The 25,288-nt window shown below is 38.7% G+C and carries 27 protein-coding genes and 1 pseudogene; 23 read left to right on the forward strand and 5 right to left on the reverse strand.

Annotation, left to right across the window (positions count from 1 at the left end; translation table 11 throughout):
* Positions 1–290: 290 nt before the first annotated feature.
* Entirely contained in the window at positions 291–1,196 is a 906-nt protein-coding gene (locus V7138_RS24685; protein ID WP_335402606.1) for a nuclease-related domain-containing protein, read from the reverse strand.
* A 134-nt stretch (positions 1,197–1,330) separates the two neighbouring features.
* Here V7138_RS24685 and V7138_RS24690 point away from each other — a divergent pair, with 134 nt between their 5' ends.
* On the forward strand, positions 1,331–2,200 hold the full coding sequence (locus V7138_RS24690) for a DMT family transporter (protein ID WP_335402608.1): 870 nt from the start codon (positions 1,331–1,333) through the stop codon (positions 2,198–2,200).
* Between the two features lie 39 nt (positions 2,201–2,239).
* On the opposite strand, the gene V7138_RS24695 is transcribed toward V7138_RS24690, so the two are convergent.
* The gene (locus V7138_RS24695) at positions 2,240–3,346 is read right to left on the reverse strand and encodes a PAS domain-containing sensor histidine kinase (protein WP_335402610.1); all 1,107 of its coding nucleotides are present in this window, start codon (positions 3,344–3,346) and stop codon (positions 2,240–2,242) included.
* The gene (locus V7138_RS24700) at positions 3,339–3,992 is read right to left on the reverse strand and encodes a response regulator transcription factor (protein ID WP_335402612.1); all 654 of its coding nucleotides are present in this window, start codon (positions 3,990–3,992) and stop codon (positions 3,339–3,341) included. The genes V7138_RS24695 and V7138_RS24700 overlap by 8 nt, the downstream gene beginning before the upstream one ends.
* A 179-nt stretch (positions 3,993–4,171) precedes the next feature.
* Here V7138_RS24700 and V7138_RS24705 point away from each other — a divergent pair, with 179 nt between their 5' ends.
* Genes V7138_RS24705 through V7138_RS24740 form a run of 8 tightly spaced genes read left to right on the forward strand, consistent with a single transcriptional unit; the run spans position 4,172 to position 10,787 of the window.
* Complete coding sequence (locus tag V7138_RS24705) at positions 4,172–5,257, forward strand: hypothetical protein (RefSeq protein WP_335402614.1); 1,086 nt, start codon at positions 4,172–4,174, stop codon at positions 5,255–5,257.
* Positions 5,244–7,412, forward strand: a complete 2,169-nt coding sequence (locus tag V7138_RS24710; RefSeq protein WP_335402616.1) for a molybdopterin oxidoreductase family protein — start codon at positions 5,244–5,246, stop codon at positions 7,410–7,412. The genes V7138_RS24705 and V7138_RS24710 overlap by 14 nt, the downstream gene beginning before the upstream one ends.
* On the forward strand, positions 7,413–7,970 hold the full coding sequence (locus V7138_RS24715) for a 4Fe-4S dicluster domain-containing protein (protein ID WP_335402617.1): 558 nt from the start codon (positions 7,413–7,415) through the stop codon (positions 7,968–7,970).
* 25 nt (positions 7,971–7,995) lie between these two features.
* Positions 7,996–8,523, forward strand: coding sequence for a ubiquinol-cytochrome c reductase iron-sulfur subunit (locus V7138_RS24720; RefSeq protein ID WP_438824401.1), 528 nt, complete (start codon positions 7,996–7,998; stop codon positions 8,521–8,523).
* Positions 8,513–8,698 (forward strand): hypothetical protein, encoded by a 186-nt coding sequence (locus V7138_RS24725; protein ID WP_335402619.1) that lies wholly within the window; start codon positions 8,513–8,515, stop codon positions 8,696–8,698. Before V7138_RS24720 ends, V7138_RS24725 begins: the two co-directional genes overlap by 11 nt.
* Positions 8,699–8,703: 5 nt before the next feature.
* The gene (locus V7138_RS24730; RefSeq protein ID WP_335402621.1) at positions 8,704–9,015 is read left to right on the forward strand and encodes a hypothetical protein; all 312 of its coding nucleotides are present in this window, start codon (positions 8,704–8,706) and stop codon (positions 9,013–9,015) included.
* Entirely contained in the window at positions 9,002–9,289 is a 288-nt protein-coding gene (locus tag V7138_RS24735; protein WP_335402623.1) for a hypothetical protein, read from the forward strand. The genes V7138_RS24730 and V7138_RS24735 overlap by 14 nt, the downstream gene beginning before the upstream one ends.
* Entirely contained in the window at positions 9,282–10,787 is a 1,506-nt protein-coding gene (locus tag V7138_RS24740) for an MFS transporter (protein WP_335402624.1), read from the forward strand. The genes V7138_RS24735 and V7138_RS24740 overlap by 8 nt, the downstream gene beginning before the upstream one ends.
* 28 nt (positions 10,788–10,815) lie before the next feature.
* Here V7138_RS24740 and V7138_RS24745 read toward each other — a convergent pair whose 3' ends face one another.
* On the reverse strand, positions 10,816–11,247 hold the full coding sequence (locus V7138_RS24745; RefSeq protein ID WP_335402626.1) for a GAF domain-containing protein: 432 nt from the start codon (positions 11,245–11,247) through the stop codon (positions 10,816–10,818).
* A 298-nt stretch (positions 11,248–11,545) separates the two neighbouring features.
* Here V7138_RS24745 and V7138_RS24750 point away from each other — a divergent pair, with 298 nt between their 5' ends.
* The gene (locus V7138_RS24750; protein ID WP_335402628.1) at positions 11,546–12,277 is read left to right on the forward strand and encodes a Crp/Fnr family transcriptional regulator; all 732 of its coding nucleotides are present in this window, start codon (positions 11,546–11,548) and stop codon (positions 12,275–12,277) included.
* A gap of 149 nt (positions 12,278–12,426) precedes the next feature.
* On the opposite strand, the gene V7138_RS24755 is transcribed toward V7138_RS24750, so the two are convergent.
* A complete protein-coding gene (locus V7138_RS24755) occupies positions 12,427–13,620 on the reverse strand; it encodes an MFS transporter (protein ID WP_335402630.1) in 1,194 nt (397 codons plus the stop codon).
* 188 nt (positions 13,621–13,808) lie between these two features.
* On the opposite strand from V7138_RS24755, the gene V7138_RS24760 reads away from it, so the two are divergent.
* The 13 genes and pseudogenes from V7138_RS24760 to V7138_RS24820 form a co-directional block, all read left to right on the forward strand.
* Complete coding sequence (locus tag V7138_RS24760) at positions 13,809–15,239, forward strand: DEAD/DEAH box helicase (RefSeq protein ID WP_438824402.1); 1,431 nt, start codon at positions 13,809–13,811, stop codon at positions 15,237–15,239.
* Between the two features lie 211 nt (positions 15,240–15,450).
* Positions 15,451–15,900: a YueI family protein gene (locus V7138_RS24765; protein WP_335402631.1), complete on the forward strand. Its 450-nt coding sequence runs from the start codon at positions 15,451–15,453 to the stop codon at positions 15,898–15,900.
* A gap of 256 nt (positions 15,901–16,156) precedes the next feature.
* A complete protein-coding gene (locus V7138_RS24770; RefSeq protein ID WP_335402632.1) occupies positions 16,157–16,639 on the forward strand; it encodes an FUSC family protein in 483 nt (160 codons plus the stop codon).
* Positions 16,640–17,057: 418 nt separating this feature from the next.
* Positions 17,058–17,168, forward strand: coding sequence for a YjcZ family sporulation protein (locus V7138_RS24775; protein WP_335402634.1), 111 nt, complete (start codon positions 17,058–17,060; stop codon positions 17,166–17,168).
* 414 nt (positions 17,169–17,582) lie between these two features.
* Entirely contained in the window at positions 17,583–18,026 is a 444-nt protein-coding gene (locus V7138_RS24780) for a hypothetical protein (protein ID WP_335402635.1), read from the forward strand.
* A gap of 12 nt (positions 18,027–18,038) precedes the next feature.
* Positions 18,039–18,167 (forward strand): hypothetical protein, encoded by a 129-nt coding sequence (locus tag V7138_RS24785; protein WP_335402636.1) that lies wholly within the window; start codon positions 18,039–18,041, stop codon positions 18,165–18,167.
* Between the two features lie 193 nt (positions 18,168–18,360).
* On the forward strand, positions 18,361–20,682 hold the full coding sequence (locus tag V7138_RS24790; protein WP_335402644.1) for a xanthine dehydrogenase family protein molybdopterin-binding subunit: 2,322 nt from the start codon (positions 18,361–18,363) through the stop codon (positions 20,680–20,682).
* Positions 20,679–21,527 (forward strand): FAD binding domain-containing protein, encoded by an 849-nt coding sequence (locus V7138_RS24795; protein ID WP_335402637.1) that lies wholly within the window; start codon positions 20,679–20,681, stop codon positions 21,525–21,527. The genes V7138_RS24790 and V7138_RS24795 overlap by 4 nt, the downstream gene beginning before the upstream one ends.
* Positions 21,514–21,993, forward strand: a complete 480-nt coding sequence (locus V7138_RS24800; protein WP_335402638.1) for a (2Fe-2S)-binding protein — start codon at positions 21,514–21,516, stop codon at positions 21,991–21,993. The genes V7138_RS24795 and V7138_RS24800 overlap by 14 nt, the downstream gene beginning before the upstream one ends.
* 16 nt (positions 21,994–22,009) lie before the next feature.
* On the forward strand, positions 22,010–23,050 hold the full coding sequence (locus V7138_RS24805) for an XdhC family protein (protein WP_335402639.1): 1,041 nt from the start codon (positions 22,010–22,012) through the stop codon (positions 23,048–23,050).
* Positions 23,010–23,624: a nucleotidyltransferase family protein gene (locus V7138_RS24810; protein ID WP_335402640.1), complete on the forward strand. Its 615-nt coding sequence runs from the start codon at positions 23,010–23,012 to the stop codon at positions 23,622–23,624. The genes V7138_RS24805 and V7138_RS24810 overlap by 41 nt, the downstream gene beginning before the upstream one ends.
* A gap of 171 nt (positions 23,625–23,795) precedes the next feature.
* Complete coding sequence (locus V7138_RS24815; RefSeq protein ID WP_335402641.1) at positions 23,796–24,167, forward strand: hypothetical protein; 372 nt, start codon at positions 23,796–23,798, stop codon at positions 24,165–24,167.
* Between the two features lie 634 nt (positions 24,168–24,801).
* Positions 24,802–25,056: pseudogene (locus V7138_RS24820) on the forward strand (respiratory nitrate reductase subunit gamma); the annotation flags it as partial.
* Between the last annotated feature and the right edge of the window lie 232 nt (positions 25,057–25,288).

Raw genomic sequence — 25,288 nt, forward strand, 5'->3', positions numbered from 1 at the left:
ATGAAGACGAAAAGGCGTTGTTGAATTCGGTTAAACGGTTATCATCGGGGTAATAAAGACGAAAAGGCGTCGGGGAAATCAGTCAAACAGTTATCATCAGGTTGATGAAGACGCAATTGAGTACCATAAATTTGAGAATAGGTCTTCATTTTCGATTTTAGGCTGGACGATAGCGATCGTTTCCATGAAAAGTAGTTCTTCTTACTTAAAAATAGACAATTCATAAAAAAATCCTTAACCAAATTTGATGAAGGATTTTACATAAGAACTCTCAAAAAATTTATGTTATTTTACTCATAATAAGTCCATTGATGTACGCCGTTACCCTCAAAATTATTTGCTAGTACATATTGAATTCTTCTTTTCGATGGATTTCCCTGACACCAATCATAAATAATATTTGTCGTAATCTTTCTATCTGGAAATAAACTCGTAAATTCCGAAACAGATCGTAATACAGCTTTTGAAACCAATTCTTTGTGTCCACATTCTTTACAAACGCACAACCTACCTTCAATAACAACGGAAAAGGATTCACACTCTTCACAGGTAATCCCTTTTCGTAAAACGTCGTAATGATAGTCAGGGATCTTAGAATAGGGAGATTTAGTGATATGTAATGACACTAACAAATCAGCAACCCTTTTCTGTCTTTCATTTATTTTTGATGGGTTGGCATCAAGTGTTTTCATATGATTTTTTATTTGGGTAGGTAAAATAGCTTGTAAATTTAGGGGTGCTTGGTAAAGGGTGAAAGTAGGATTGATAAAAACAACAGAGGCATTAATTGGGAGGTGACATCCATGGGTGCGAAGCAATTGATTTAATAAAGACTCAGTTCTACTCATTTGGAGGAGGGGATTCGTCACTTCATGTTTGGGTTTCTTTAAAAGTTTATTCGATTCAAAGTAATAGTCACCTTTAAAATTTTTCACCTCATAAAATTGAAGTTTCCCATCAATCAAAATAGAGGTATCAATTTGGAAGATTGTGTTATTCACCTCAAGTAACAAATCATTTAATATTAAGCATTCACATTGAAGCTTTTCAGTCATTGAATCGAATAATAATTCACCTTCGTATCCTTTTTTTAGATTTAAATAATACTGCTTGTCCTTGCTAGATAACTCGATTCGCTTATTTAAAATGTCAAAAGTAATTAATTCATCGGATTTGGTACGGTGTTTAACTATCATAGTCCACATCCTTTTCTAGTTAATAAATTCATTATATTTGAAAATTTAGTAGATTCAAAGAAAAATTGTAATAACAATTGTTATATCGAGGCAAAATAATATCAAATTAGCGTAATCAATGGATGGTGTTTTAGATGTTTAAAGCTTATTCTTGGCTCACCTTTTGTGTCGTGGTTTGGGGGAGCAATTTTGTATTTGGGAAAATATTAGTTTTAGCATTTTCCCCGACCATGTTAACGATGTTGAGACTTTTGTTTATTGTCCTATTATTAATTGGATTATCCTCATTTAAAAAACACCATAACCAAATCGATAAATCTGACCTTTTATCAGTTATTATTCTAGGGGTAGTTGGGGTTTTCATTAACCAATGGTCCTTCTTTAAAGGATTGCAAACAGCTGACCCAACCACATCTGCATTGGTTTTAGCAACAACCCCCATTTTAACGGGTATCTTAGCAGCCATCTTTTTAAAGGAAAAAATAACAATACGCATGTTACTTGGATCTGTGGTAGCCATAATAGGAATTTACTTTGTTGTGACAAAAGGGACATTTGCTTCCATCCATGTGGACAAGGGACTTTTATGGATCGTTTTAACGATGGTCACCTTTGCAATTATGATTATCATGACAAGACAACTTTCGAGCCGAATATCGCCACTAGCTATTACACTATACTCAAATATAGTAGGCTTACTTGTGTCACTTCCATTTGCTTTTATACTAGACTCAACAATAAGGATAAGCTCAAATGTATCTGACTGGGCATTGCTAATTGTAACGGCCGTTGTTGTACATGGCCTTGCAAATCTGATCTGGAATAACTATATTCGGTTTGTTGATGCATCGAAGGCTTCGGTATTATCAAATTTGGAACCCTTTGTTGCAATGATAATGGGGTTACTCATACTTTCAAAGCCAATAACGGGTGCAGAGATAGTGGGCTCACTCTTTATCGTAGGGGGTGTGATATTATCTACGTATCAGAAAAAATGGACCTAAAAATGGCCTGCACCAACAGCAGGCCCAACTCCTAACTATTTACTTCGGTACGACCAATCTTAACCTTGTCCCTTTGTCAACCTCAGACTCCAAAGTAATGCTGCCACCGATACCACGGGCACGTTCTTCCATACTAAACAGACCGACACCGTTCCCTTTTTCATCGCTCGTAAAGCCTTGTCCATTGTCAATGATTTCAACGGTAACATCGGAATCTCCTTCATGAATCTTCACAGCCGCTTCAGACACATTAGCGTATTTCGCAATATTCGTTAGCGCCTCTTGGACGACACGATAAATCGTTGTTTCCTTGTGGATATCAAGGCGCGTCTTTAATGTACATTCAAACTCCACATCAATTCCGTAATGCTTGGTGTAATTTTCGATGTATTTGCGAAGAGCTGGCACAACGCCTAGATCGTCCAGAACAGATGGTCGAAGCTCCCAGGCTAGACTGCGGATATCCTCCATCATAAAAGAAACATCCTGACGTAAGCGGCCAAGGCGCTCATCTGTTTTTTCACTAAGCATCTGATCGAGCTGAATCAATAATGAAAACATACTTTGGCCAATTCCGTCATGGAGCTCACGGGAAAAACGTTTCCGTTCCTCCTCTTGGATACTGATCACCCGGGTCATCATATTTTTCAACTCTTCCTGGGTTTCCTTTAAAGCAGTAACCTCGTGACGGACAGCCAAATATTGATTAGGGCGTCCATTCTCAGATAAAATCGGAACAATTGTCGTATCGACCCAATAATAGGAACCGTCCTTCGCTTTGTTTTTAATTTCACCCTTCCAGACGTGTCCAGACCCAATGGTTCGCCACATTTCCTTCCAAAACTCCTTGTCATGGTGACCAGAATTAATGATTCGGTGGTCCTGTCCAATTAACTCTTCCTTCGAGAACTTTGAGATTTCACAAAATTTATTATTGACGTATTCAATTTTTCCTTGTCGATCGGTGATCGCCACTATCGAGGATTCATCCAGTGCAAATGTTAAATCTGCAAGATGTCGCAAGGAATTTTCTACATCGGTACGAAAATTTGGATCCTCAATATGCTTTTCTAGATCAGCCAAAAGTGTAACGACGTTTGGACCGCCAATTTCTGATTGGTGTTTGAGTCGGTCAATTTTATTCAAAATGTAGCAATCCTTTCTTCATTGCATATTTCACCAGTTCAGGTCGTGTTTTCAAACCGAGTTTTTCCATCAAATTGCTTTTATGAGATTCAACAGTTTTTACACTAATCACAAGATGCTCTGCGATGTCTTTATTGGCATATCCCTTAGCAATCCATTCAAGTACTTCTTTTTCACGCTCAGACAGCAAAGCAAAAGAGTCTGAGTTATCGCCATTTTTAACACGATCTAAATAGCCGCTCATTAACACCTTAGTTGCGGAAGGGGTTAAGTAAGCATTGCCCGAAGAAACAGACTCAATCGCCCCGAGCAAATCCTCATGTGGAGCATTTTTTAAAATATAACCAGATGCTCCAGCATGAATGGCCCTGAATAAGTATTCTTCATCATCGTGCATCGTTAAAATCAATATCGCTATGTCCGGCATAAGCTCATGAAGCTCCTGCGTAGCAGTCAATCCGTCTTTTCCGTGTGGCATGCTTAAGTCCATGAGTACGACATCAGGGTTTAATTCCTTTGCTTTTTTAATTGCCTCGTCACCTTCAGATGCTTCCCCAATAACCTCTATATTATTTTTACCGTTCAACAGCATCATTAGCCCCGAACGGACAACGGCATGGTCGTCAACAATCAGTAGTTTAACCACGATAAACCTCCCCATCTATCCAATGTTTTTATTATAACATGTTCCTTACGTGATTTTGAGTTCAAGAAGTTGTTACAAATAAGGGAGTTTTCCCTCAAAGATAGGGAGGTTCCCTGATATGTTTTAAATCACACATCTTCTACAATTAATGTAAGTTCATCGATTGAGGAGGAATTACTATGCAGGCAAGAGCTGCTGAAGTTCAAAAGAACCAGTCACCGGCTTATAACAATGCATTTGCTTCAAAGTTTGCCAAGTCCATGTTTTTATCTGTGCTAGGGCTGGCCTTTTTATCATTTATTGGAACAAGAATGTTTACTCATGTTGATTTAAACCTTTATGGCTATATGGTTGGAACAATTGTTTTTATTGGAGGTTTCTTTTATCGCTTTATTGCTTGGGGGGAAAGACCACCAACAAAGATCATCATTAAAAAGGGCTTGAAATTGCTGTTTCGAAAATCCACACCGAAAACGTCAGTTGAGCATTTGGGTACATACAATTTCATCTGGAATAGGGGAATTTACCGATGGACCCAACACGTTCTAATTGGTTGGGGTTGCATTCTTTCTTGTTTAGTTACATTTCCGCTAGTCTTCGGTTGGATGTATTTCACAATGGACGACCTCGGTTATTACAACATTATCGCGATGGGAATTCAAGTCATGACAGTACCAGCGGACGGAATCATTGCGAATCTTTCGTATAACGCATTAAATATTTCGGCTACTATGGTAATCGCTGGAGTGTGTATGGCGCTATACCGTCGAGTGAAAAACTTTCAGGCAAAAGCTGAGCAAAAATTCATCTATGATTTGATGCCGCTTTATATGCTTTTGCTCGTTAGTATTACAGGTTTACTCTTAACCTTCATGAATATTTTCTTACATGGCTGGGGGCAGCCTGTTATGTCCTTGATTCACCAATGGTCAGTCATTATCACATTGATTTACTTACCATTTGGAAAGCTTGCTCATATTCCATTCCGTCCAATGAGTGTGTTGGCGAGAAACTATCGAGAGCATTATGCCGAGAAGGAAACGAAAAAATGCAAGGTTTGTGGAGCGGGCTTTGTTTCCGTTGAACAATCAAAAGATGTCATCAATGTACTTGATGTGAACGATATTCATTTTAAAACAAAAGAGGGACACCATTTGGCAGAAATGTGTCTGCCATGTCGCAGAAAATACCGGATTGCACAATTTTCCGGCTTCCCGACGCACCAAGTAAAAGTCAAGGAGGCAAATCAGAATGCAAAGGGATAAGTTTTTTAAAGAGGTCAAAAATGTCATTCATCCGAACGAAAAATTAATTAAAACACACTGTAGCTACTGTGGGATGCAATGCGGAATGAACCTAAGAGTCAACACAGCCACCAATAAAATTATTGGTGTCGAACCACGCTATGATTGGCCTGTAACCGTTGGAAAAATGTGTCCGAAGGGAGTTACGGCATACCAGCAAACGAACCATAAGGACCGGATTTTAAAGCCGCTTATTCGTGATGATGCATCTTTAAAAGGAACAACAAAAGGCTTTCGGGAAGCAACCTGGGATGAGGCATATGACTTAATCGTCAAAAACTTTAAGAAGCTGCAAGAGGAATTCGGCAAGGATTCGTTATCCGTTTTCAGTGGCGTATCAATGACAAATGAAAAATGCTATTTGACAGGAAAGTTTGCTCGTGTAGCACTAGGTACCCGCTATATCGACTACAACGGACGTTTTTGTATGTCGAGTGCAGCCGGCGGATTCCTTCGCTCCTTTGGGGTTGACCGTGGATCAACACTTCCATGGACAGATATTCATGAAACGGACTGTTTATTTATTGCAGGAAGTAACACGGCAGAGTGTCACCCAACCTCGATGTTCCGTGTTTGGAACGTTCAGGAACGAGGAGGATACATCATTGTTGCGGACCCGCGTGAAACACCATTAGCAAGACGAGCAGATGTGCATCTTGATTTAAAACCAGGAACAGACTTAGCCTTAGCGAATGGAATTTTACATTTACTAATTGAAAATGGATATGCAGATGAAGAATTTATTGCCAACCATACGAATGGCTTTGATGAGACGAGGGAACTTGTGAAGGAATTCACACCTGAATATACGAGTCAACTTACAGGAGTTGCTCCAGAAAAAATCATACGTGCTGCTGAAATTTACGGAAAAGCACCAAACGCCGTGGTTATGTTTGCCCGTGGTATTGAGCAGCAGCATAAAGGGGTAGACAATGTATCCGGCTATACAAATATGGCGCTTGTTACAGGAAAAATCGGCCGACCAAAATCTGGTGTCGCGACTTTCACAGGTCAAGGAAATGGGCAGGGTGGCCGTGAGCATGGTCAAAAATCGGACCTTCTACCGGGATACCGCAAACTGACAAACCCAGAGCATGTGAAAGAGGTTTGCCAAGTTTGGGGAATCACACCGGAAGAAATGCCGCTACCAGGTGTTTCAGCGTATGAAATGTTTGAGCTCATGGAGCAAAAAACGATTCGCGGCTTATATCTACTATGCTCAAATCCAGCTGTCTCAGCACCGAACTTAAACTTTGTGAGAGAGGCTCTTAAATCACTTGACTTCATGGTTTGTGCGGACTTTTACTTATCTGAATCTGCCGAATTTGCAGATGTCGTACTTCCGTCTGTGACATGGTCTGAGGACGAGGGAACTGTAACAAATCTTGAAGGGCGCATTATCAAAATTAATAAAGCTCAAGAACCAATTGGCGAATCAAAGCCTGATTGGCAGATGCAGGTTGAGCTAGCTGAGCGTCTTGGCAGAGGAGAATATTTTTCACACTTAAAAACAGCTAGAGATGTTGCTGATGAATTCCGCCTTGCAAGTAAGGGTGGATATGCAGATTACTACGGTGCAACATGGGATAAAATTGATAAGCAAGACGGGGTATTCTGGCCGTGCCGTGATGAAGAAGACAAGGGAACGCCACATATGTTCCTCGATAAAAAATTCTACCATCCAGATGGAAAAGCAAAGATTTGTGCATTGCCATACCGTCCGCCGGCTGAAGAACCAGATGAAACATACCCACTTCGCCTCACAACAGGACGTGTCGTGTACCACTATTTATCTGGAAACCAAACAAGACGAATTCCGTTTTTGAAAGACATGTGTCCAGAGCCATATGTTGAGGTCCATCCGGAAACAGCAGCGAAATATGAGATTGAGCATGAAGAACGAGTTCGTCTCTTTACAAGAAGAGGCGAGAGCATTTATAAAGTAAAAATCACAGAAGCGATCCGAAAAGATACGGTGTTTGTTCCCTATCATTTCGGTCACGAGGAATCTATCAATCTGCTGACCATTGCAGCGCTTGATCCAATCTCAAGAATGCCAGAGTTCAAGGCATGTGCTGCTCAGATTGAAAAACTAGTTGTAAAGAAGGTGCAGTAAATGCAAAAGAGGCTTTACTTAGAACTTGAAAACTGTATTGGATGCCGCTCTTGTCTTGCGGCTTGTACACAATGTGGAGGGCATGAACAGCGAAACAGAAACTATGTGTATGATGTTAACCCACTTGTGAACAGGCAGACGATGCCTCTCATGTGCCTTCACTGTGTAAACCCAGCATGTGCAAGAAGCTGTCCGGCACAAGCGATTCAAATCCATGAGTCAGGTGCGGTCCTATCTGCGCTTGTTGAAAAATGCATTGGCTGTCAGAACTGTACAATTGCTTGTCCATATGGAATTCCAAAATTTGATGAAGAGCAAAACTTAATGTACAAATGTGACCTTTGTATTGACCGCTCAAAGGATGGAATTCCGCCGATGTGTGCAAGTGTTTGTCCATCAAACACAATTCAATGGCTAACAGATGAAGAAATTGAAGCGAAGAAACAGAGACATAATCTGGATAACGGAAAATGGGTAACAAGCATGCCGCTTGAAGGAGAAACAAACGTAAAAATTAGTTTACCTGGTATTTTACAGGGCATTGAGAAGTTATTTTAGAAATGTCCCCTAAGGAGTGATGGAAATGCTGTCTGATAAAAATAATAAGATTCCTTTTAATGAGGATAATTACACGCATAATATCAACCGCAATAATGAACGAAGTCTTGACCGCCGTGGCTTCATGAAGACATTGGTTGGTGCCGCAGGAGTATTTGCGATTTCATCCCTGCCATGGGGTGCAGTCGCTGCAAAAGAATTAATGGGACTTGGGGATAAAGAATATCCACATAAAAAAATTACCGATGTAAGTAAGTTAGCAGTAGGTGACTCTACTAACTTTACTTTTCCAGGGGACCATGATGATGCAATTTTAATCAAGTTATCAGAAAACAAATATGTGGCCTATCAAAATGCATGTACCCACTTGCGTTGCCCTGTTTTTTGGGTGAAGGAGGAAGGACAGATGGTTTGTCCTTGTCACCATGGATTCTTTGATGCAGAAACGGGTGCACCGAATGCAGGTCCACCTCGACGCCCATTGCCGGAAATTCAAGTGAAGGTGGAAAATGGTGCAGTATACGCGGTAAGGGTGAAGCGTTATGAAGCGTAGTTACCTAGGTGTCCTTATCCTATCAGCCATTTTGTTTTTGAATATCATTTTTACACAAAAAATGGTTCACCAATATTTTTATGAAAACTATGTAAATACGCTTATCTTTTGCGGCTTAAACCTCGTGTTGTTTCCAGTCGCATGGATTGCTTATAAAAAGTTGAAAAAGGCGTGACAAACATGAACAGTGAAACCTATCTTGATTTTTGTTTTATAAGAGAGGCAACCGGAAGTTTTACAGATGAGGTCAATGAACTCTTAACAAGGCTTTTTAAAGGCATTCGGTTAAATTGGTATTTGGAAGAAAAGACGGAAGAAGGCATTGACATTGTCTTGGCTGAGGTAAAGGGTATGAGCAGGTGGCAGTCAGAGGAAGAAGCGATTGCTTACATTGAAGCACATGCTGAAGATGCTTTTTGGTCCTATCTTCAAGGCTATAAAATGTTCATCTATCCTGTGAAGAAAGGGTGTAGCAGCTGTGGAGTTAACTGAAATAAAAAGCTTGGAATCTTTTGTTTTGGGTAATGTCGAAGTGTCGATAGTAGATGAAGATGGGGAAGATAAAGCCCCATTTGTAAAAAAGGAGATCATCAAGACGGAACTTTGTCCAGATAGGACCCACCTCCGTATGTATTTTGATCGTCACCAGTTTTTTGCTGTACCCTTAACAGCAGAGGTAGCCATAAGTGATGAGACGTGGTCAGCCTATGACCAGCAGGCGGGCCTAACCTATGTTGTGAAAAAAGGGGGTGGTTTAAGTGGTTAGAAAATTTCAGCTTCCTTTACAAACTTTAAACCTTATCGTTGGTTTTATGGTCTGGGTGCTTATTTCATCTCTTTTACCATTTATGAAAGAGGATATTAACATCCCGGCGAACCAATTAGCACTGGTTACGGCCGTACCGGTTATCCTTGGTTCCATTTTGCGGATTCCACTTGGATATTACGCGAACCAATTTGGGGCAAGGAAGATCTTTTTACTTAGTTTTATTTTATTACTATTTCCAGTTTACTATATAAGTATAGCGAATACAGTAACAGACCTCTTAGTTGGGGGACTCTTCCTTGGAATCGGGGGAGCGGTGTTCTCAGTTGGGGTTACCTCCCTACCAAAATATTATCCAAAGGAAAAACACGGATTTGTCAACGGAATCTATGGGGCAGGGAATCTAGGAACTGCGATTTCGACGTTTGCCGCACCTGTGATTGCAACCAAAATTGGCTGGTCGTTAACCGTACAATTATATTTGGTTGTTCTTGCCATCTTTATTTTAGCAAACTTTTTATTAGGAGATAAAAAGGAAGTAAAGGTGCAAACTCCATTGATGGAACAAATCAGGGGTGTCTATAAGAATGAAAAACTATGGCTCCTCAGTTTATTCTATTTTCTTACATTTGGCTCTTTTGTCGCCTTTACGGTTTATTTACCAAACTTCTTAGTTGAAAATTTCGGTTTAGATAAAATAGACGCTGGACTAAGAACAGCAGGTTTTATCGTGCTTGCGACCATAATGAGACCAATTGGCGGCTGGCTAGCCGACCGATTCCATTCTCTAAAGCTATTAATGTTTGTGTTTGGATGTTATACCGTTTCTGCAATGATTCTTTCCTTTGCTCCATCGATAGGTTGGTATACAATCGGCTGCTTAACAATTGCTTTCTGTGCGGGAATAGGAAATGGAGTTATTTTTAAATTAGTACCGATGTATTTCCAGAAGCAAGCAGGGATTGTCAATGGTATTGTATCTGCCATCGGAGGACTAGGTGGATTTTTCCCGCCAATTCTATTAGGGATTCTCTACAACATCACAGGACACTACGCGATTGGGTTTATGGCCTTATCAGAGGTAGCGTTAGCGAGTTTAATCCTTGTGGTGTGGATGTACTATCACGGAAGAATGGAGCTGGCAAAACAGGTCATTGATCATACAGCCGAAGGTATCATGGTGACTGATTTGCATGGAAAAATTATTTCAGTGAATCCAGCTTTTACGACGATTACAGGGTTTACCTCTGAAGAAATCGTTGGAAAGACGCCCAACGTTCTTAAATCTGGAAAACAATCAAAGGAATTTTACGAAGATCTTTGGAGAAAAATTGAAACAGAAGGCTTCTGGCAAGGGCAAATCTGGAACAAGCGTAAGGATGAATCAACATACTTACAATGGCTCACAATCAGTGCCATTAAAAATGATTCTGGTGATATCGTGCAATACGCGGGTATGTTAAGCGATATGACCGGCAAACAAATAAAAGAAGGCTAAAATAAAAAATGAATCCTTATCTGGGGATTCATTTTTTTATGGTGGCAAACTCTTTAGCGACCTCTTTTACAAGCTCTACTTGTTCTGTTGTGTATTTAACTTCAGTTCGTGAGCCAATTAGAAGGACTCCGCTAACTTTTCCATTCTTATGAATAGGAACTGCAACCGCTGAAACTAGGTTTTCTGCAAGCATAATCGGGTATTGAAGTCGGGTGCGCTGACGATCTGGTGTATCCTTGTCCAAAATCATCGTTGTACCGAAACGGACAACAGAGCCTGATAACCCTTTGCCAGGTCGAATCACCATATTTTTAAAGCGGTTATTTGTAAAACCATATGCATATTCCCAGCGGATTGTCTGATTTCCTGGATCTACATGTGCAATCGCAGAGAAATCACTTGATGTGTTTATACACAAATTGTGAAGTATTTGTTCAATTTCCACTTGTATCGCGTCCATGAGTATCTCTCCTCAACCACTGATGGTGATGTCATTGATTATCATTATTTGTCTTCCTATCTATTGTAAATCTTTTTAACGAAATTGTATGTCAGGGAATTCCCTTAACTTTACTGCTTAAAAGGATGAGAATAAGACCTGTTTTAGGGGGATTTCCTAGTGAGTAAGCTTGACTAGGGGGAAACCACTGGAAAATAAATAGGGGAATTGGGGGGCGAAGTTCAGGGCTTCCCCCGATACCGCGTTTTCACTATTAAACGTATGATTATAGTATAAAGTCATAGCGGGGGGATTCAAAATGGCAATGATTGTTGAAGAACTAAATAACGAGATTCCTCATATCGAATCAATTAATGAAAGCATCAATCAATTTTTATCTGAAGAAAATTTAAATAAATTACAAAGTATTATGCGTATTCGAAAAGTTGAAGCAGGGACTCACCTTTTTTGGGATGGTGAGGAAGCGGAAAAAATGTATTATATTATCTCTGGAAGAGTAAAGCTCCGTGCATCCTCAGAGCGCGGGAAGGACTACTTATTATCGATTAAAGAAAAAGGAAGTTTAATTGGAGAATTTGGCGGTTTCACTGAAAAACTATACTATAATTACCGCGCTGATGTAGAAGAGAAAACTGAAATTGGCATTATCCATATCAATGATTTGAAAAAGTTACTCTATCAATTCGGCAACTTTGCAGTTGAATTCATGGGCTGGATTGGCTGGACTCAACGGATTATGCAAAACAAATTATACGATTTCCTTTTCCTTGACAAACAAGGTGCACTTGCGTCGACATTAATCAAACTAACTACAACACACGGTGTCAAATGTAAGGATGGAATCCTGATCGCAATCGAGTTAACAAACAAGGATTTAGGTGATTTTATTGGCACCACTCGTGAAAGCGTTAATCGTCTCTTAAACGGCTGGAAACGAGAAGGAATCGTCGAAATGTATGACCACCAAATAGTAATCTACCGAATGAATCGTTTATATGAAATTTGCGAGCATTCAGGTGGAGTTCATTAGGGACATAGGGACAGGTTCTTTGTCCCACCATGGAAGAAGGTGACCAATATGAGGTCACCTTCTTTGTGTTTTATTTAGAGAATAGAAAAGTCCATAAATAATAAATAAGCGCATGGCCTCGGAAAACATCCGAATCCATACGCTTATTTTTATATCAATGCTTTTATACGAGTTTTCGACTTTGTGTTTTTTTGCCAAAGCATGGTAATAAATAAAGTGATCATTAGAAGTAAAAGCCCTAACACAAATGGATAGATAATCTGGACGTCATACAATAAACCACCAAGTGTCGGTCCTAATATATTTCCAATGCTCATGTAGGCGTTGTTCATCCCCATTGCAAATCCTTGTTCATTCCCGGCAAGCTTCGAAATCAATGTGTTTAACACCGGACGAAGAATGGAAGTTGCAAGGAAGATGAGTAGTGAAATGCCAAAAAATTGTTCAAAACTATTTGCAAATATTGAAAAAAGGAATCCGACAGCAGCTACAGCAATAAAAATATTTAAAATTTTTCCTTCTCCAAAGCGAGTGACCATGCGATCCACAACAAATAATTGAACAATGACACTCACAATTCCAGTTGATGTGACCATCAAGGCGATTTCCTGTGGTGTTGCATTGAATTGATTATCAACAAACAGACCAATGACAGATTCAAATGCCATTAAACCAAAGCTCATTACAAGTGTGATAATCAATGGGATGAAAAATGGCATACGTACTGAGCGTACCAGTTTTTTTGCCATGGTTTCATCATCAACGGGCATGAAGCCATCTACTTTTTGTTGGCTCTCCTTTAGGACCGCAAAGGAGAAAATAACGGATACAAGGGAAACCAAGGCGGATATTAAGAAAGGAAATTTCAAGCCAAAGTCAGCTAAAAATCCGCCAATCCCAGGTCCTACTACAATTCCAAGGGACATTGCCGCTGAGATGTAACTATTCCCTTTTGCACGTTGTTCCATTGTCGTGATATCTGCAACATAGGCAAATATTGAGGGAATGAGAAGGGCTGCACCAATTCCACCAACGACGCGAGATGCATACAGTAGCCAAATCGAATTCACAAAATAAAAAATAAACATGGAAAGTGTTAAACCACTAAGTCCATAGATAATCATTTTTCTACGGCCATATTGATCCGTCCACTTTCCAGCTATTGGTGAAAATATAAATTGTGCTCCTGCAAATATGGCAATCATCAGGCCAGCTGCTTTTCCACCCTCATTAATCGATTCAAGATAAGCAGGTAAAATGGGTATAATAATCCCGAAACTTCCGATTGCAATAAACATATTAATCATCAAAATGATCATTTTTTTTCGTTGGTCTGCCGTCATCGATCCACCTCTTTTTTTATATATTTTAAGTAAATTAATTTCAATTCTATGTTTCAATAACTATACTAAGTTATTACAACTTCTACACAATGTCAAAGAGAATATGTACCAAAAATTCGACAAAAAACGGATAGACAAGCATGATGGGAAAAAAGGATATAATAAAAAGAAAAAAACGAGGTCGTTCCATGAAGAGTTTTGCTAACTTTAATTTAAGTAATGAAATCGTAAAGGCACTATCGGGTTTGCAGTATCAAACACCGACTGAAATTCAAGCAAAGGTCATTCCTGTTGCTTTGCAAAAAAAAGATATTGTTGGAAAATCGCAAACTGGAAGTGGTAAGACGGCAGCATTTGCCATTCCGATTTGTGAAATGGTCGAGTGGGAGGAAAACAGACCACAAGCTCTGATTTTAACTCCAACTAGAGAGCTTGCAGCACAGGTGAAGGATGATGTAATTCATATTGGTCGCTTTAAACGAATAAAAGCGACTGCGATATTTGGAAAGCAATCTTATGAACGACAAAAGCTAGAGCTAAAACAAAAGACGCATGTTGTTGTCGGCACACCTGGAAGAGTGCTGGATCATCTTGAAAAGGGTAGCTTGAATGTGGACAACCTTAAGTTTTTAGTGATTGATGAAGCGGATGAGATGTTGAATATGGGTTTTATTGAGCAGGTAGAAGCTATTATCAAAGCATTGCCAAAAGCTCGAGTGACCATGTTATTTTCGGCAACCTTACCGGATGATATCGAAAATCTTTCGGTTCAATATATGAAATCACCTGTGTATATACACATTGAAAATGCAGCTAAACCCAATATTAATCATTTCTTAATAAAGACTGAGGAAGAAGACAAGCTTTCCCTTTTAAAGGCTGTTACGATCATTGAAAATCCGGATAGTTGTATCATTTTCTGCAGGACACAGCAGGGTGTGGATGAATTATATCGAAAGTTGAAAAAAGCCAATTATTCATGTGACAAACTCCATGGTAGTATGGTTCAAGAAGACCGTTTTGCGGTGATGGATGATTTTAAGAAGGGTAAGTTTCGTTATTTAGTTGCGACTGATATTGCAGCACGGGGAATAGATGTTGAAAATATTTCTCTTGTCATCAGTTTCGACGTGCCTCAGGACAAAGAACGATATGTTCACCGAATCGGGAGGACAGGTCGAGCAGGTAAAACGGGGAAAGCCATTACTTTTTCAACATCGAGAGAAGAGAATGTAGTGAAAGATATCGAAAACTACATTGGGGAAGAAATTAAGAAAATCGAATCTCCAAGTAATGTGGAGATTGCTCGTGCAAAAGCAGCATTTGACGAAAAGATGAACACAAGACCACGTCTTAAACACGATAAAGCGGAGAAAGTAAACAAGGATATAGTAAAGCTATACTTTAATGGTGGAAAGAAAAAGAAGCTAAGAGTAGTGGACTTTGTTGGTACGATTGCAAAAATACCCGGAGTCACGGCTGAGGATATTGGCATCATTACCATCCAGGAGAATGCAACCTATGTTGATATTCTAAACGGTAAAGGACAGTTAGTTTTAGAAAAAATGAAACATACAACCATCAAAGGAAAACAGCTTAAAGTGCATATTGCTAGATAAAAAAATGGAGCATTCCCCGGATGCTCCTAATTGATTTAGGTCTGATTTATCGAACATAAACTTCTTAACAATTTATCTCTTCCTCAACCTTTCTTTGTATATGCACTAACATTTTTGAACATAGACATGCAGACCAGAATACTCATAAAAGGAGCAAGATATTGTTATAATGGGAGATAACTAAAAAGGACAATGCAGAGGAGGACCGGGTATGACGAAAACAAATGTGGACGATTATCTTCAACAGGGGATACATGGGGCAAAGGAAATAAAACCAGAAGAGCGGAAAAAATTCCTGGGGACCATTAGAGAACGGGTTGAATTTGCACTGACACAGTCCCAGGTTCGAGAAAATAAGGTATATCAAGAGATACAAGATTCTTGTAAAAAACATAAGGAAGTACATATGTACTTAAACGGCCATATAGATTATCGCTTTTTATCCAAATATGTGAAGGTAGCGGTTGCAAATAATATTGAATATACAATTGTTACAAATAAAGAATACAATTCAGACCTCGGACTTGTGCTCGCGTTTGACTATGCGATTGACAAAGAGGATATCTATATCGGTTATAAAGTAAAACCAAATTTGTCACAACCAAATAAAAAGGAGAAAAAAGGACTCTTCTCACTTTTTAAAAAAAGCTTTAAAAAGTAGGGTAAGGGGTACGTTACAAGGAGAGAAATTCGAAATTCATAAGCAAATGAAATCAATTAATAGTAATAATAGTCCACGAAAAAGCATGGAATGGCTCCAATGCTTTTTTTTATGTGCTTTTGAATAGAGAAACGATAATATCCCTTGCATATTAACATAAAGCCAGGGTTAAGCTTTATTTAGAAAGTGCAAACGAACGAGTAACTAGGAATAGTAAATGTCTGCACGATAAAAGTAAAAATGAATGAGGTTTCCTATGGAATTACAGAAAAACAAACTTTTTAATGAAAAATTATCTATCTTAGCATGGAAATTATCAATAGGCTCTATTCTATCATGGGAGTTATCCGAGCTTTTAGGGTCCCACCATCCTTATTTATCTCCACTTACTGTCATCCTAACGATTCAATATACTATGGATAAAACGATTAGCCTTTCGATAAAACGTATGATAGGAACGATTATCGGAATATTTGTGACAGTCTTGATAGCAAAACATTTACCCATTGAGGGGTGGAGCTTGGGTATTTTAATCCTTGTAGGGTGTTACATCTCCATGTATTTAAAATTGGACAAAAAGGTCCTCCATCAGGTTTCACTCACGATCTTATTTGTGTTTGTTTTTGAACATCAATCAAAGAGCTACGCCATAGATAGGTTGAGAGACACACTAATCGGTGTATTAGTTGCAGGTCTCCTTCAATTAATATGGCATCGGATATTTTCACAAAAAACTTGACCGGACCCAGGTACGTTTGGGGTCCACTTTTTGTCATTCTTCTCTTATTGCTAGTTAATAAAACTATTTTTAGAGCATTCTAATATATTTATCCGTTGCAACATGTCTAACATTTACATCTACTAAAAATAAAAGGAATGTGTAAATAAGAATGTTTCGTACAAGACCAGTTTTTTGTCCTCCGAAGTATGTAGTCAGAAATGAGTTTGTTAGAAGGGTCCATCCAATCATCCAGCCAGTTGTCCATGTGAACCGTATAAATGTGATTGATGTGCCAAAACACATTATTAAACCAATTAGAAAACTGAAGTTCTACATCATAGACGAAATCCCGTTTTTTCTAAAATCCACGCTTGTCCATGTCGGATCATGAGCTTGATTCATAGTCTATGATATCTTCGAATAAGGAGGTGCTTCTATGAGCTACGAAGGCGGCGGACACACTATGGGTGCAGGATTTGCATTGATTGTTGTACTTTTCATCCTGCTTATCATTGTTGGTACTTCATATGTCGGTGGTGGATACTAAACACCCCTAACCTGGAACAAATTATTCAAACCTCCAACAAAAAAGAGAAGCGTGTTATAGCGCTTCTCTTCCTCTTATTTTACGAGTCAAGTTCCTTGTCAATGCGCCTTCCATAACTGCTGATCGTCCATTCCTGAATTGAAAATTCTCTTAAAGACAAAGTAAAAAGCAATAGGCATAAACAATGACACAAATACATAATAGAGGTATCTAAAGATTCTCAAAATCTCTACTTTGCATTGCACGAAAAAAATGTCCTTTATAATGCCACCTGAAAATATCATCACCTTATATGACCTTTGTCATGTGGGTCGATGGAGTCTTGCCACCCACCAAACATCTAAAGAAATTAGGTCGAACTATCATTAACATTTGGTCTTTACTGGAATATGATAATCATAAGGGTGTGGTACGATGCAAAATGAAGATAATATACAGAGGGATATCGAATTTATTGCCTCTCTTCAAAGAGACCTAAATATTGTTACAGCTGGATTATTATTAACGGGGCAAATAACAATAATTGGAGTGTTTATTACACCACCAGAATTTAGTCTTTCTTTAAGCGGCCCCATTTTTGGAAGAGCTAGATTAGAGGGGAAAAATGGAAATGAAATCTCAACTGCTATAGTTGATGTTATAGATGTAATTATCGCAATTCTTTTACTTGTGGATGCGATTCGAGTTATAGGCTCTGTTTTTGGGCCAAGTCGATTTTCCATTAATGTTAGTGGTCCAATTTTTGGGGCACCCCTATATGAACCAACACTCCCTATTCTGAAGCAAAACTATCGCTTTTATAGAAAAATAGTTTCGAAATATTTTGATGTTGACAATGCGATTTTTAAAAATTTTTAAGGAGTGGACATAATGTCTTTAACTGATTTACCGACGATTAAACCTTCAGATAATCAAATTTTTTTAATGGCACTAGCCGTGGGCGTTTTTCTTTTCTTTTTTACAGAGAGAAAAGAAAGCGATTCAACCCAAATGTCATGAATAAAACTAGAAATATTTATGACAGAGCTTGTTTAGGGAAACGTTCACACGTATACCTATACAAACGCAAAAAAGTGGACAATTTGTCCTCTTTTTTTTGTTGCTGGTTATGATTTTAACAAAAAAGAAAAGAGGAAAGTTCTCAAAATGCATCCATATATTATAAAGAAAATGAAATAAGGGGTGATAAAAAATAAATATTATTGGGAAGAGTGTGATCCGAAAAGAAGCCAATGATAAGGTGACTGGAAGAGCAAAGTATACAGCGGACGAACGTTCGGTTAATACACTTCACGTGAGCATGAAAACAAGTCCATATGGACATGCAAAAATTGTTTCAATAGATGAAACAGCAGCTAAAAAAATTCCTGGTGTAAAAGGAATTATCGTTGGAAGGAGTGATTTTCCACTTACGGGTGAAGAAATAAGAGATCGTCCTCCCATTGCAGTAGAGAGGGTACGTTACTATGGAGAGCCTGTAGCTCTTGTAGTGGCAGAACGCCCGGAAATAGCCAAAAAAGCAGCAGAATTGATTGACATAAAATATGAATTACTACCCGTCGTTAATAATCCTTCAGAAGCACTCAAAGAAGATTCTCCAATCATACACCCAAACTTAGGTAATTATGAAATTATAGGAACTGCCTATCCTATACCCAATTCAAATATCGCAAATACGACAAAAATACGTAAAGGGAACATGGACCTGGGCTGGAAGCAATCGGAAGTGATTGTAGAGGGAACATATAGGTTTTCCCCATCTAGCCATGCAGCTATGGAAACGAGAAGTGCAACAGCAGAAATAAAACCAGATGGATATGTTTACATTACGACTTCCTCCCAAGCACCATTCATGGTGAAAAAGTTACTTAGTATTTATTTTAATATAGAAGTAGGAAAAATCATTGTTGAAACCCCCTTCGTAGGAGGAGGCTATGGAGGAAAGGCTCCAGTTCAATGGGAAATTCTTGCTTATCTTGCTTCGCGAGCAGTCGGAGGAAGACGTGTACAACTTACATATACACGAGAAGAAGATTTAACAACTGCCCCATGTCATGTTGGTTTAGAAGCGAAAGTAAGAATTGGATGTACAAAAGAAGGGATTATTAAAGCTGCTGAAATGCTATACCTTTTCGATGGTGGTGCCTATTCCGATAAAGCGATTGATGTAAGCCGAGCTGGAGGAGTTGATTGTACAGGACCCTACCATATAGAAAATGTATGGTGCAATTCATTATGTATCTACACGAATCACCCATATGGAAGTCCGTTCAGAGGGTTTGGTCATTCGGAAGTATTATTTGCGTTTGAACGAACAATGGATAAATTATCGCGAAAATTAGGAATAGATCCACTTGAGTTACGAAAGAAAAACGCCATTTTGCCTGGACACACAACTCCGACACAGGTTGTTTTAAACAGAAGCAATGTGGGAAATTTACCAGAGTGTATTGATCGTTTAAAAGAACTGATGAACTGGAGTCAGGGCCAAATAGAAGAAGTAAATGAAAGAAAGATTCGGGTTAAGGGGGTTGCGTGCAGTTGGAAAACATCAACCATTGATACGGACGCAAGTTCCGGCGCTATCCTTACATTTAATCCAGACGGAAGTATTAACTTAATGTCAGGTGTAGTTGAAATTGGAACAGGTACAAAAACCGTCCTGGCTCAAATACTTGCAGAAAGATTAAAGGTCAGCGTTGATAAAATACATGTAAGAATGAAGATTGACACACAAACGACCCCTGAGCATTGGAAGACAGTCGCCAGTAGAGGTACTTTTATGGGGGGAAGAGCGGTGTTAGAAGCGGCAGAAGATGTTATTAGACAAATAAAGGACATTGCTGCTTGTGTATTAAGGACATCGACAGAAGACCTTGAAGTAGCTAATGGTAAAGTGTTTTTACGTGATGATCCAAAAGTTAGTTTGGATTTTAAAGAAGTCGTCTATGGATATAAATTTCCAAATGGAAATACAATTGGCGGACAGATTATTGGTCGCGGGAAATATGTTTTAAGAAGAATGACAAAGCTAGACCCTCATACAGGCGCTGGTCAACCCGGGCCGGAATGGACTGTAGTAGCCCATGCTGTCGAAGTGGAATACGATAAAAGAGATTTTACCTACAAACTAATAAATGCCGCATCGGTAGTAGACATAGGAGCTGTCTTGAATCATAAAGCTGCACTCGGTCAGGTGATGGGAGCTATGAGTATGGGGTTAGCTTACGCCGGAAGAGAAACTTTCGTTTTTGATCATTTAGGCAGAGTAACAAACCTACAGCTCCGAACATATCGACCGATTCATTACGGAGAAAATCCGAATTATCTTGTAGATTTTGTGACTACACCAGAGGTAGACGCTCCCTATGGGGCGAGAGGGGTTGGAGAACACGGATTATTAGGAATGCCTGCAGCACTTGCTAATAGCCTAACTCTTGCAGCAGGTGTAGAGCTAGATGAACTTCCAGTGACGCCTGAATTAATTTGGAGATGTAAGGGGGAGGTGATTTGATCTCATATGATTTCGAGTACCACAAACCCCAAACCTATCAGGAAGCAGTAAGTTTATTCAAAGATTTAGACAAAGAGGGAAAATCTCCAATGTATTATTCTGGTGGAACTGAAATTATTACATTAGGAAGATTAAATATCGTAAGAACTGGTTCAGTTATCGATATTAATGACATCCTTGAATGCAATGTTCAAGAGTTAAATGAGGAGTTCCTGATATTAGGTGCTACTCTTACACTAACCACTATTGAGGAGAGAAACCTGTTTCCGTTATTGAGTAAAACAGTTGCCGAAATTGCTGACCGTACAGCTAGAAATAAGATTACAGTCGGTGGAAATATATGCGGACAGATTTTTTATCGGGAAGCGGTATTGCCTTTTTTACTTACAGATAGCACCATGGTCATTGCAAATAACCAAGGAATAAAAAGTGTTCCGATTACGGAAATCTTTCATGAGCAGCTTCTATTAAAACGGGGCGAGTTTCTAATACAAATTAAAACAAATCGAAAACTTTTAGAAATGCCCTATTTTACTATAAAAAGAAGAAGACAATGGAACACAGGTTATCCATTGATTACAGTGGCTGCTCTTAAAGTTGAACAGGTTATCAGAGTTGCAATTAGTGGCCTTTCTCCTTTTCCATTTCGTTCAAATCAAATGGAGGATGCTCTAAACAAAACAGAGCTTTCCCATAAAGAGAGAGTCGAGCTCGCAATTAATAGTTTAAATGTACCTGTTTTAAATGATACGGAAGGTACTTCACGATACAGAATTTTTGTATTAAAAAATATCCTTTATGATGTGCTGCAAACATTAGGAGGAGAGGGACATGAAGACATCTGAATACAGTCAAAGGTCAACGTTACTGATAAATGGTGAGGAATCAGAGGTATCCTTTCGAATGTCAGATATTCTTTTAGATGTTTTACGTAATCAACTGGGGTTAACAGGTGCCAAACCTGGCTGTTTAAACGGTGACTGTGGGGCATGTACGGTTATCATGGATGGGATTGCCCAAAAGTCCTGCCTTTCTTTAGCAGTCGAGTCCATTGGAAAAGAAATTATAACGATTGAAGGACTAGATGCACCCATTCAAGGGGCATTTATAGATTGCTTTGCCTTTCAATGTGGATATTGTACACCGGGTTTTATTATGAATTGCCATTCTTTACTAAAATCGAGGAAGAACCCCACGGATAAAGAAATAACGAAGTGGCTTGAATCAAATATCTGCCGCTGTACTAGTTATTTGGAAATCGAGAAAGCGGTCAAATCAGTCATAGACTTTACGAATGATCATGAGTTATGAGCAAGTTGGTGATAACATGAACGATGTTTATCAAGTCATAGAACGAGCAATAACGAGTACTCAACCAAGTGTAATGGCAACAATCATTAAAGTAGAGGGCTCTGCCTATCTAAAGGAAGGAACCTCTATGTTGTTTTTTGAGGATGGAAGAAAAATTGGCCTGATTAGCCCCGGCTGCATAGAAGAAGATTTGAGCTACGGGGTGAAAGAAGTATTCGAAGATGGCAAAAGCAAAACGATTATTTACAATTCAAGGGCAGAAGATGATGTAATATGGGGACAAGAAATAGGTTGTGGAGGAGTAATCTATATTTTACTTGAATTGGTGGATGATCACTTTAAGGAAAACTTAAGAAAAGTTCATAACCAACTTAAAAGTGGCAGATGGGTTTTACATGTAATCAAATTTTCCTCGAACTTTACAGTTGAATTTTCAGGCTACCTTACTGAAAATGGGGAATTGATTGGTGATAAACGGGTAAAAACCTTCGATAATAGCAAGTGGCACAATAAATCAGGATTCTCAAATCTAGTATACTACCATACCTATACACCCAAAAAACGACTGATCATATTTGGGGCTGGCCCGGATGTAAAACCTTTAGTGGAATTAGCAGCAAAAACAGGGTTTTCAGTCATTGTTTGTGATTGGCGTGAGTCACTCTGTAACAGAGACTACTTTCCCCAAGCCGATCAGTTCATCATTGGGTTTCCAAAGGATATTTTTCAGAAATTCACCTTCACTCATAAAGATTATGTTGTCTTAATGACTCATAATTTAAAAAGGGATAAAGAAATTGTATCCTTTCTATTAAAAATGAACCTTCGATATTTTGGTATTTTAGGATCCAAGCAGAGAATTGATTTGTTGATTGGGGAAAATAGCAAACCCTGTTGGGTTTCAGCCCCAGTAGGCTTGTCAATAGGTGCACAGGGAGCTACTGAAATAGCAATAAGTATCATTGCAGAAATAATTTTAGTAATCAGAGGTAGATCATTGGCGGAGGGTGCTACAAATGAAAGTGGTTGGCATTTATCTCGCAGCGGGAAAGAGTAGTCGAATGGGAGAAAATAAATTATGGCTTGAGTTTAGGGGGCTTCCTTTAGGATCTGTTGCCTTAAAAAACGCTCTTGAGTCTGCGATAGATTATATTCTGGTTATGACAAACAGTAATGATTCATTGCACTGGGTTGATTCGACTTTAAAATCGAACTCAAATCAGAAGAGATGGAATATTATTCAATTAAAAGAGAACGATAGGGGGCTGTCTTACTCAATAAAAATGGGTTTAAAGGAAGCTATAAAAATGAACGCAGATGCAGTGATTATTTTGCTCGCCGATCAACCATTTGTAACTTCTCAAATGATTAATTATCTTATTAAGGCATATGGTTCGAATAAATTGAAAGAAATTCTAGGGTACAGACATAAGGGAATAGTCTATCCTCCCATACTGTTTTCAAAAGAAACATTTCCTAAACTGATAGAATTGGAAGGGGATATTGGCGCTAAGAAAATAGTCATAAATTATGATGAAAAGAAAAAGGTTTTGTATGACACCGAGATTGAAAAAGTTAGAGATGTCGATACACCAGAAGATTATAATATGATCAAGAAATACGAATGTTAACAGGTGAACAATATGCAATTACCTCAAATAAGATGTTACATATAGGTTTTTTATAAGACTTATATATAACGCCTTATTTTTTATGCCGTAAATATATGTATAGGCATATGTCTACTCCTCTTTTAAATTGGACACATACACTAAATCGAAATGACCTGAGGAGGAGAAAGAATGGGAATGAATTTTTATGAAAATATGATGTTGCACAATTATGATTCGTCTTACCGTAATATTGGTTATTTTCCTGGTATTAGCATGATTTTTGGAGGTCTCCCTGTAGAATATGGCGGTTTCTCTGTCGGACTAGGCGGCTTCCCTGTTGGATTAGGAGGATATCCTTATGGATTAGGAGGTACCCCCACTGGATTAGGAAGTTTCCCTACTGGAATAGGAAGTCTCCCTGTTGGATTCGGAGCTCCTGGATTTGGAGCCCACGGTTTAGGAGTTGGAAGCGCTGGGTTTGGAGCTCACGGGTTCGGAGCCCATGGATTTGGAGGAGCTCACGGGTTTGCAGGTGTAGGGGCTCATCGGCGCAGTCTCTGAAACCCTTAAAAGAAGTATGGTTAATAATTAGCAATTGGGTTTAGTTTATCGACCAAAAAGTGAAAAGTGATTAATTGCATCCCAATGTTTGTATAAGTAATGTTGTGGATGCAATTAATTTTAATTTTTTGTACTATGGCAAAAAGTAATTTAATAGTGAAGTTTTAATTTAAATAAATACATAATTCAAAATCACTATTCTCTTGTCAGTGAATAATCGTCTTACTCTATTTTTTGATCGAATTCATAAAAACCTTTTTGATTCGAATCCATAACACAGGGTTCTCGACCTATTAATGATGTTTGTCTTTGAAGCACCAGAGGCGGAGGAAATCACCGTGCTGGAAAATCAACGAAAAGAAGCAGATTTAGAAGAGCTTCCATATCCAATGCTTTATCAATGATGTTCATAACTTTGTGGATAATGTGGATAAAAACGATTCTTTTCTGTGGATAACGTGGATATTGTGGAAAAATAAAATGGGTGCGATTTCAAATCTATCCACAAAAGGATCCACATGTTGTGGAAAACAAATGTTCTTATGTGGATAAGTTGAATCTTTGCTTCATGAATGTGAACGGAGGTCATTGAATGGAAGTACATTTCTGGTGGACAGCATATCCTTTGCTCCTACTAGCCGCATACGAGTATCGAATTTCAATTGGGCCATGGTTTCGAAGCTTATTCACACTTAATCCACAGCCTGAATTAATGCTAGGAGTTCCTGCCCTGTTTAAAATTCATGTCATCCTGTCGTTTCTGTTATTTGCATCAATTCCATTTACAAAGCTCGTGCATATGTTCAGTTTCCCATTGCGCTACCCAGCAAGAGCACCACAGCAGTACCGCTCGCGTAATGGATATTCGAAAAATACGCGTCAAAACTAAGGGGAGGACTGACCTTCTCTTTTTTGATTTTAAAATTTTAGCCAAAGTGGGAAAGAAGGATTATTTTCATCGAAAAAGGGTGGTTGATTTTGACACGTCAGCGGGATTTTCTGTGGTCTGAGTCCAAAATCCGCCTTGATTTTGACAGGTTAGCAATCTTTTTTGTGACTTGTGTCCAAATGCATGTCTGATTCTGACAGTGGCACTCTTATTTCGATTAAGTCCATATAAT

It is taken from the genome of Bacillus sp. JJ1533, assembly GCF_036965045.1.
GTDB lineage: Bacteria > Bacillota > Bacilli > Bacillales > Bacillaceae_L > Ferdinandcohnia.

Coding starts and splice junctions, on each gene's coding strand:
- V7138_RS24685 (WP_335402606.1), bottom strand. CDS start 1,196: ATGATAGTTAAACACCGTACCAAATCCGATGAATTAATTACTTTTGAC.
- V7138_RS24690 (WP_335402608.1), top strand. CDS start 1,331: ATGTTTAAAGCTTATTCTTGGCTCACCTTTTGTGTCGTGGTTTGGGGG.
- V7138_RS24705 (WP_335402614.1), top strand. CDS start 4,172: ATGCAGGCAAGAGCTGCTGAAGTTCAAAAGAACCAGTCACCGGCTTAT.
- V7138_RS24710 (WP_335402616.1), top strand. CDS start 5,244: ATGCAAAGGGATAAGTTTTTTAAAGAGGTCAAAAATGTCATTCATCCG.
- V7138_RS24715 (WP_335402617.1), top strand. CDS start 7,413: ATGCAAAAGAGGCTTTACTTAGAACTTGAAAACTGTATTGGATGCCGC.
- V7138_RS24720 (WP_438824401.1), top strand. CDS start 7,996: ATGCTGTCTGATAAAAATAATAAGATTCCTTTTAATGAGGATAATTAC.
- V7138_RS24725 (WP_335402619.1), top strand. CDS start 8,513: ATGAAGCGTAGTTACCTAGGTGTCCTTATCCTATCAGCCATTTTGTTT.
- V7138_RS24730 (WP_335402621.1), top strand. CDS start 8,704: ATGAACAGTGAAACCTATCTTGATTTTTGTTTTATAAGAGAGGCAACC.
- V7138_RS24745 (WP_335402626.1), bottom strand. CDS start 11,247: ATGGACGCGATACAAGTGGAAATTGAACAAATACTTCACAATTTGTGT.
- V7138_RS24750 (WP_335402628.1), top strand. CDS start 11,546: ATGGCAATGATTGTTGAAGAACTAAATAACGAGATTCCTCATATCGAA.
- V7138_RS24755 (WP_335402630.1), bottom strand. CDS start 13,620: ATGACGGCAGACCAACGAAAAAAAATGATCATTTTGATGATTAATATG.
- V7138_RS24760 (WP_438824402.1), top strand. CDS start 13,809: ATGAAGAGTTTTGCTAACTTTAATTTAAGTAATGAAATCGTAAAGGCA.
- V7138_RS24765 (WP_335402631.1), top strand. CDS start 15,451: ATGACGAAAACAAATGTGGACGATTATCTTCAACAGGGGATACATGGG.
- V7138_RS24770 (WP_335402632.1), top strand. CDS start 16,157: ATGGAATTACAGAAAAACAAACTTTTTAATGAAAAATTATCTATCTTA.
- V7138_RS24775 (WP_335402634.1), top strand. CDS start 17,058: ATGAGCTACGAAGGCGGCGGACACACTATGGGTGCAGGATTTGCATTG.
- V7138_RS24780 (WP_335402635.1), top strand. CDS start 17,583: ATGCAAAATGAAGATAATATACAGAGGGATATCGAATTTATTGCCTCT.
- V7138_RS24785 (WP_335402636.1), top strand. CDS start 18,039: ATGTCTTTAACTGATTTACCGACGATTAAACCTTCAGATAATCAAATT.
- V7138_RS24800 (WP_335402638.1), top strand. CDS start 21,514: ATGAAGACATCTGAATACAGTCAAAGGTCAACGTTACTGATAAATGGT.
- V7138_RS24805 (WP_335402639.1), top strand. CDS start 22,010: ATGAACGATGTTTATCAAGTCATAGAACGAGCAATAACGAGTACTCAA.
- V7138_RS24810 (WP_335402640.1), top strand. CDS start 23,010: ATGAAAGTGGTTGGCATTTATCTCGCAGCGGGAAAGAGTAGTCGAATG.
- V7138_RS24815 (WP_335402641.1), top strand. CDS start 23,796: ATGGGAATGAATTTTTATGAAAATATGATGTTGCACAATTATGATTCG.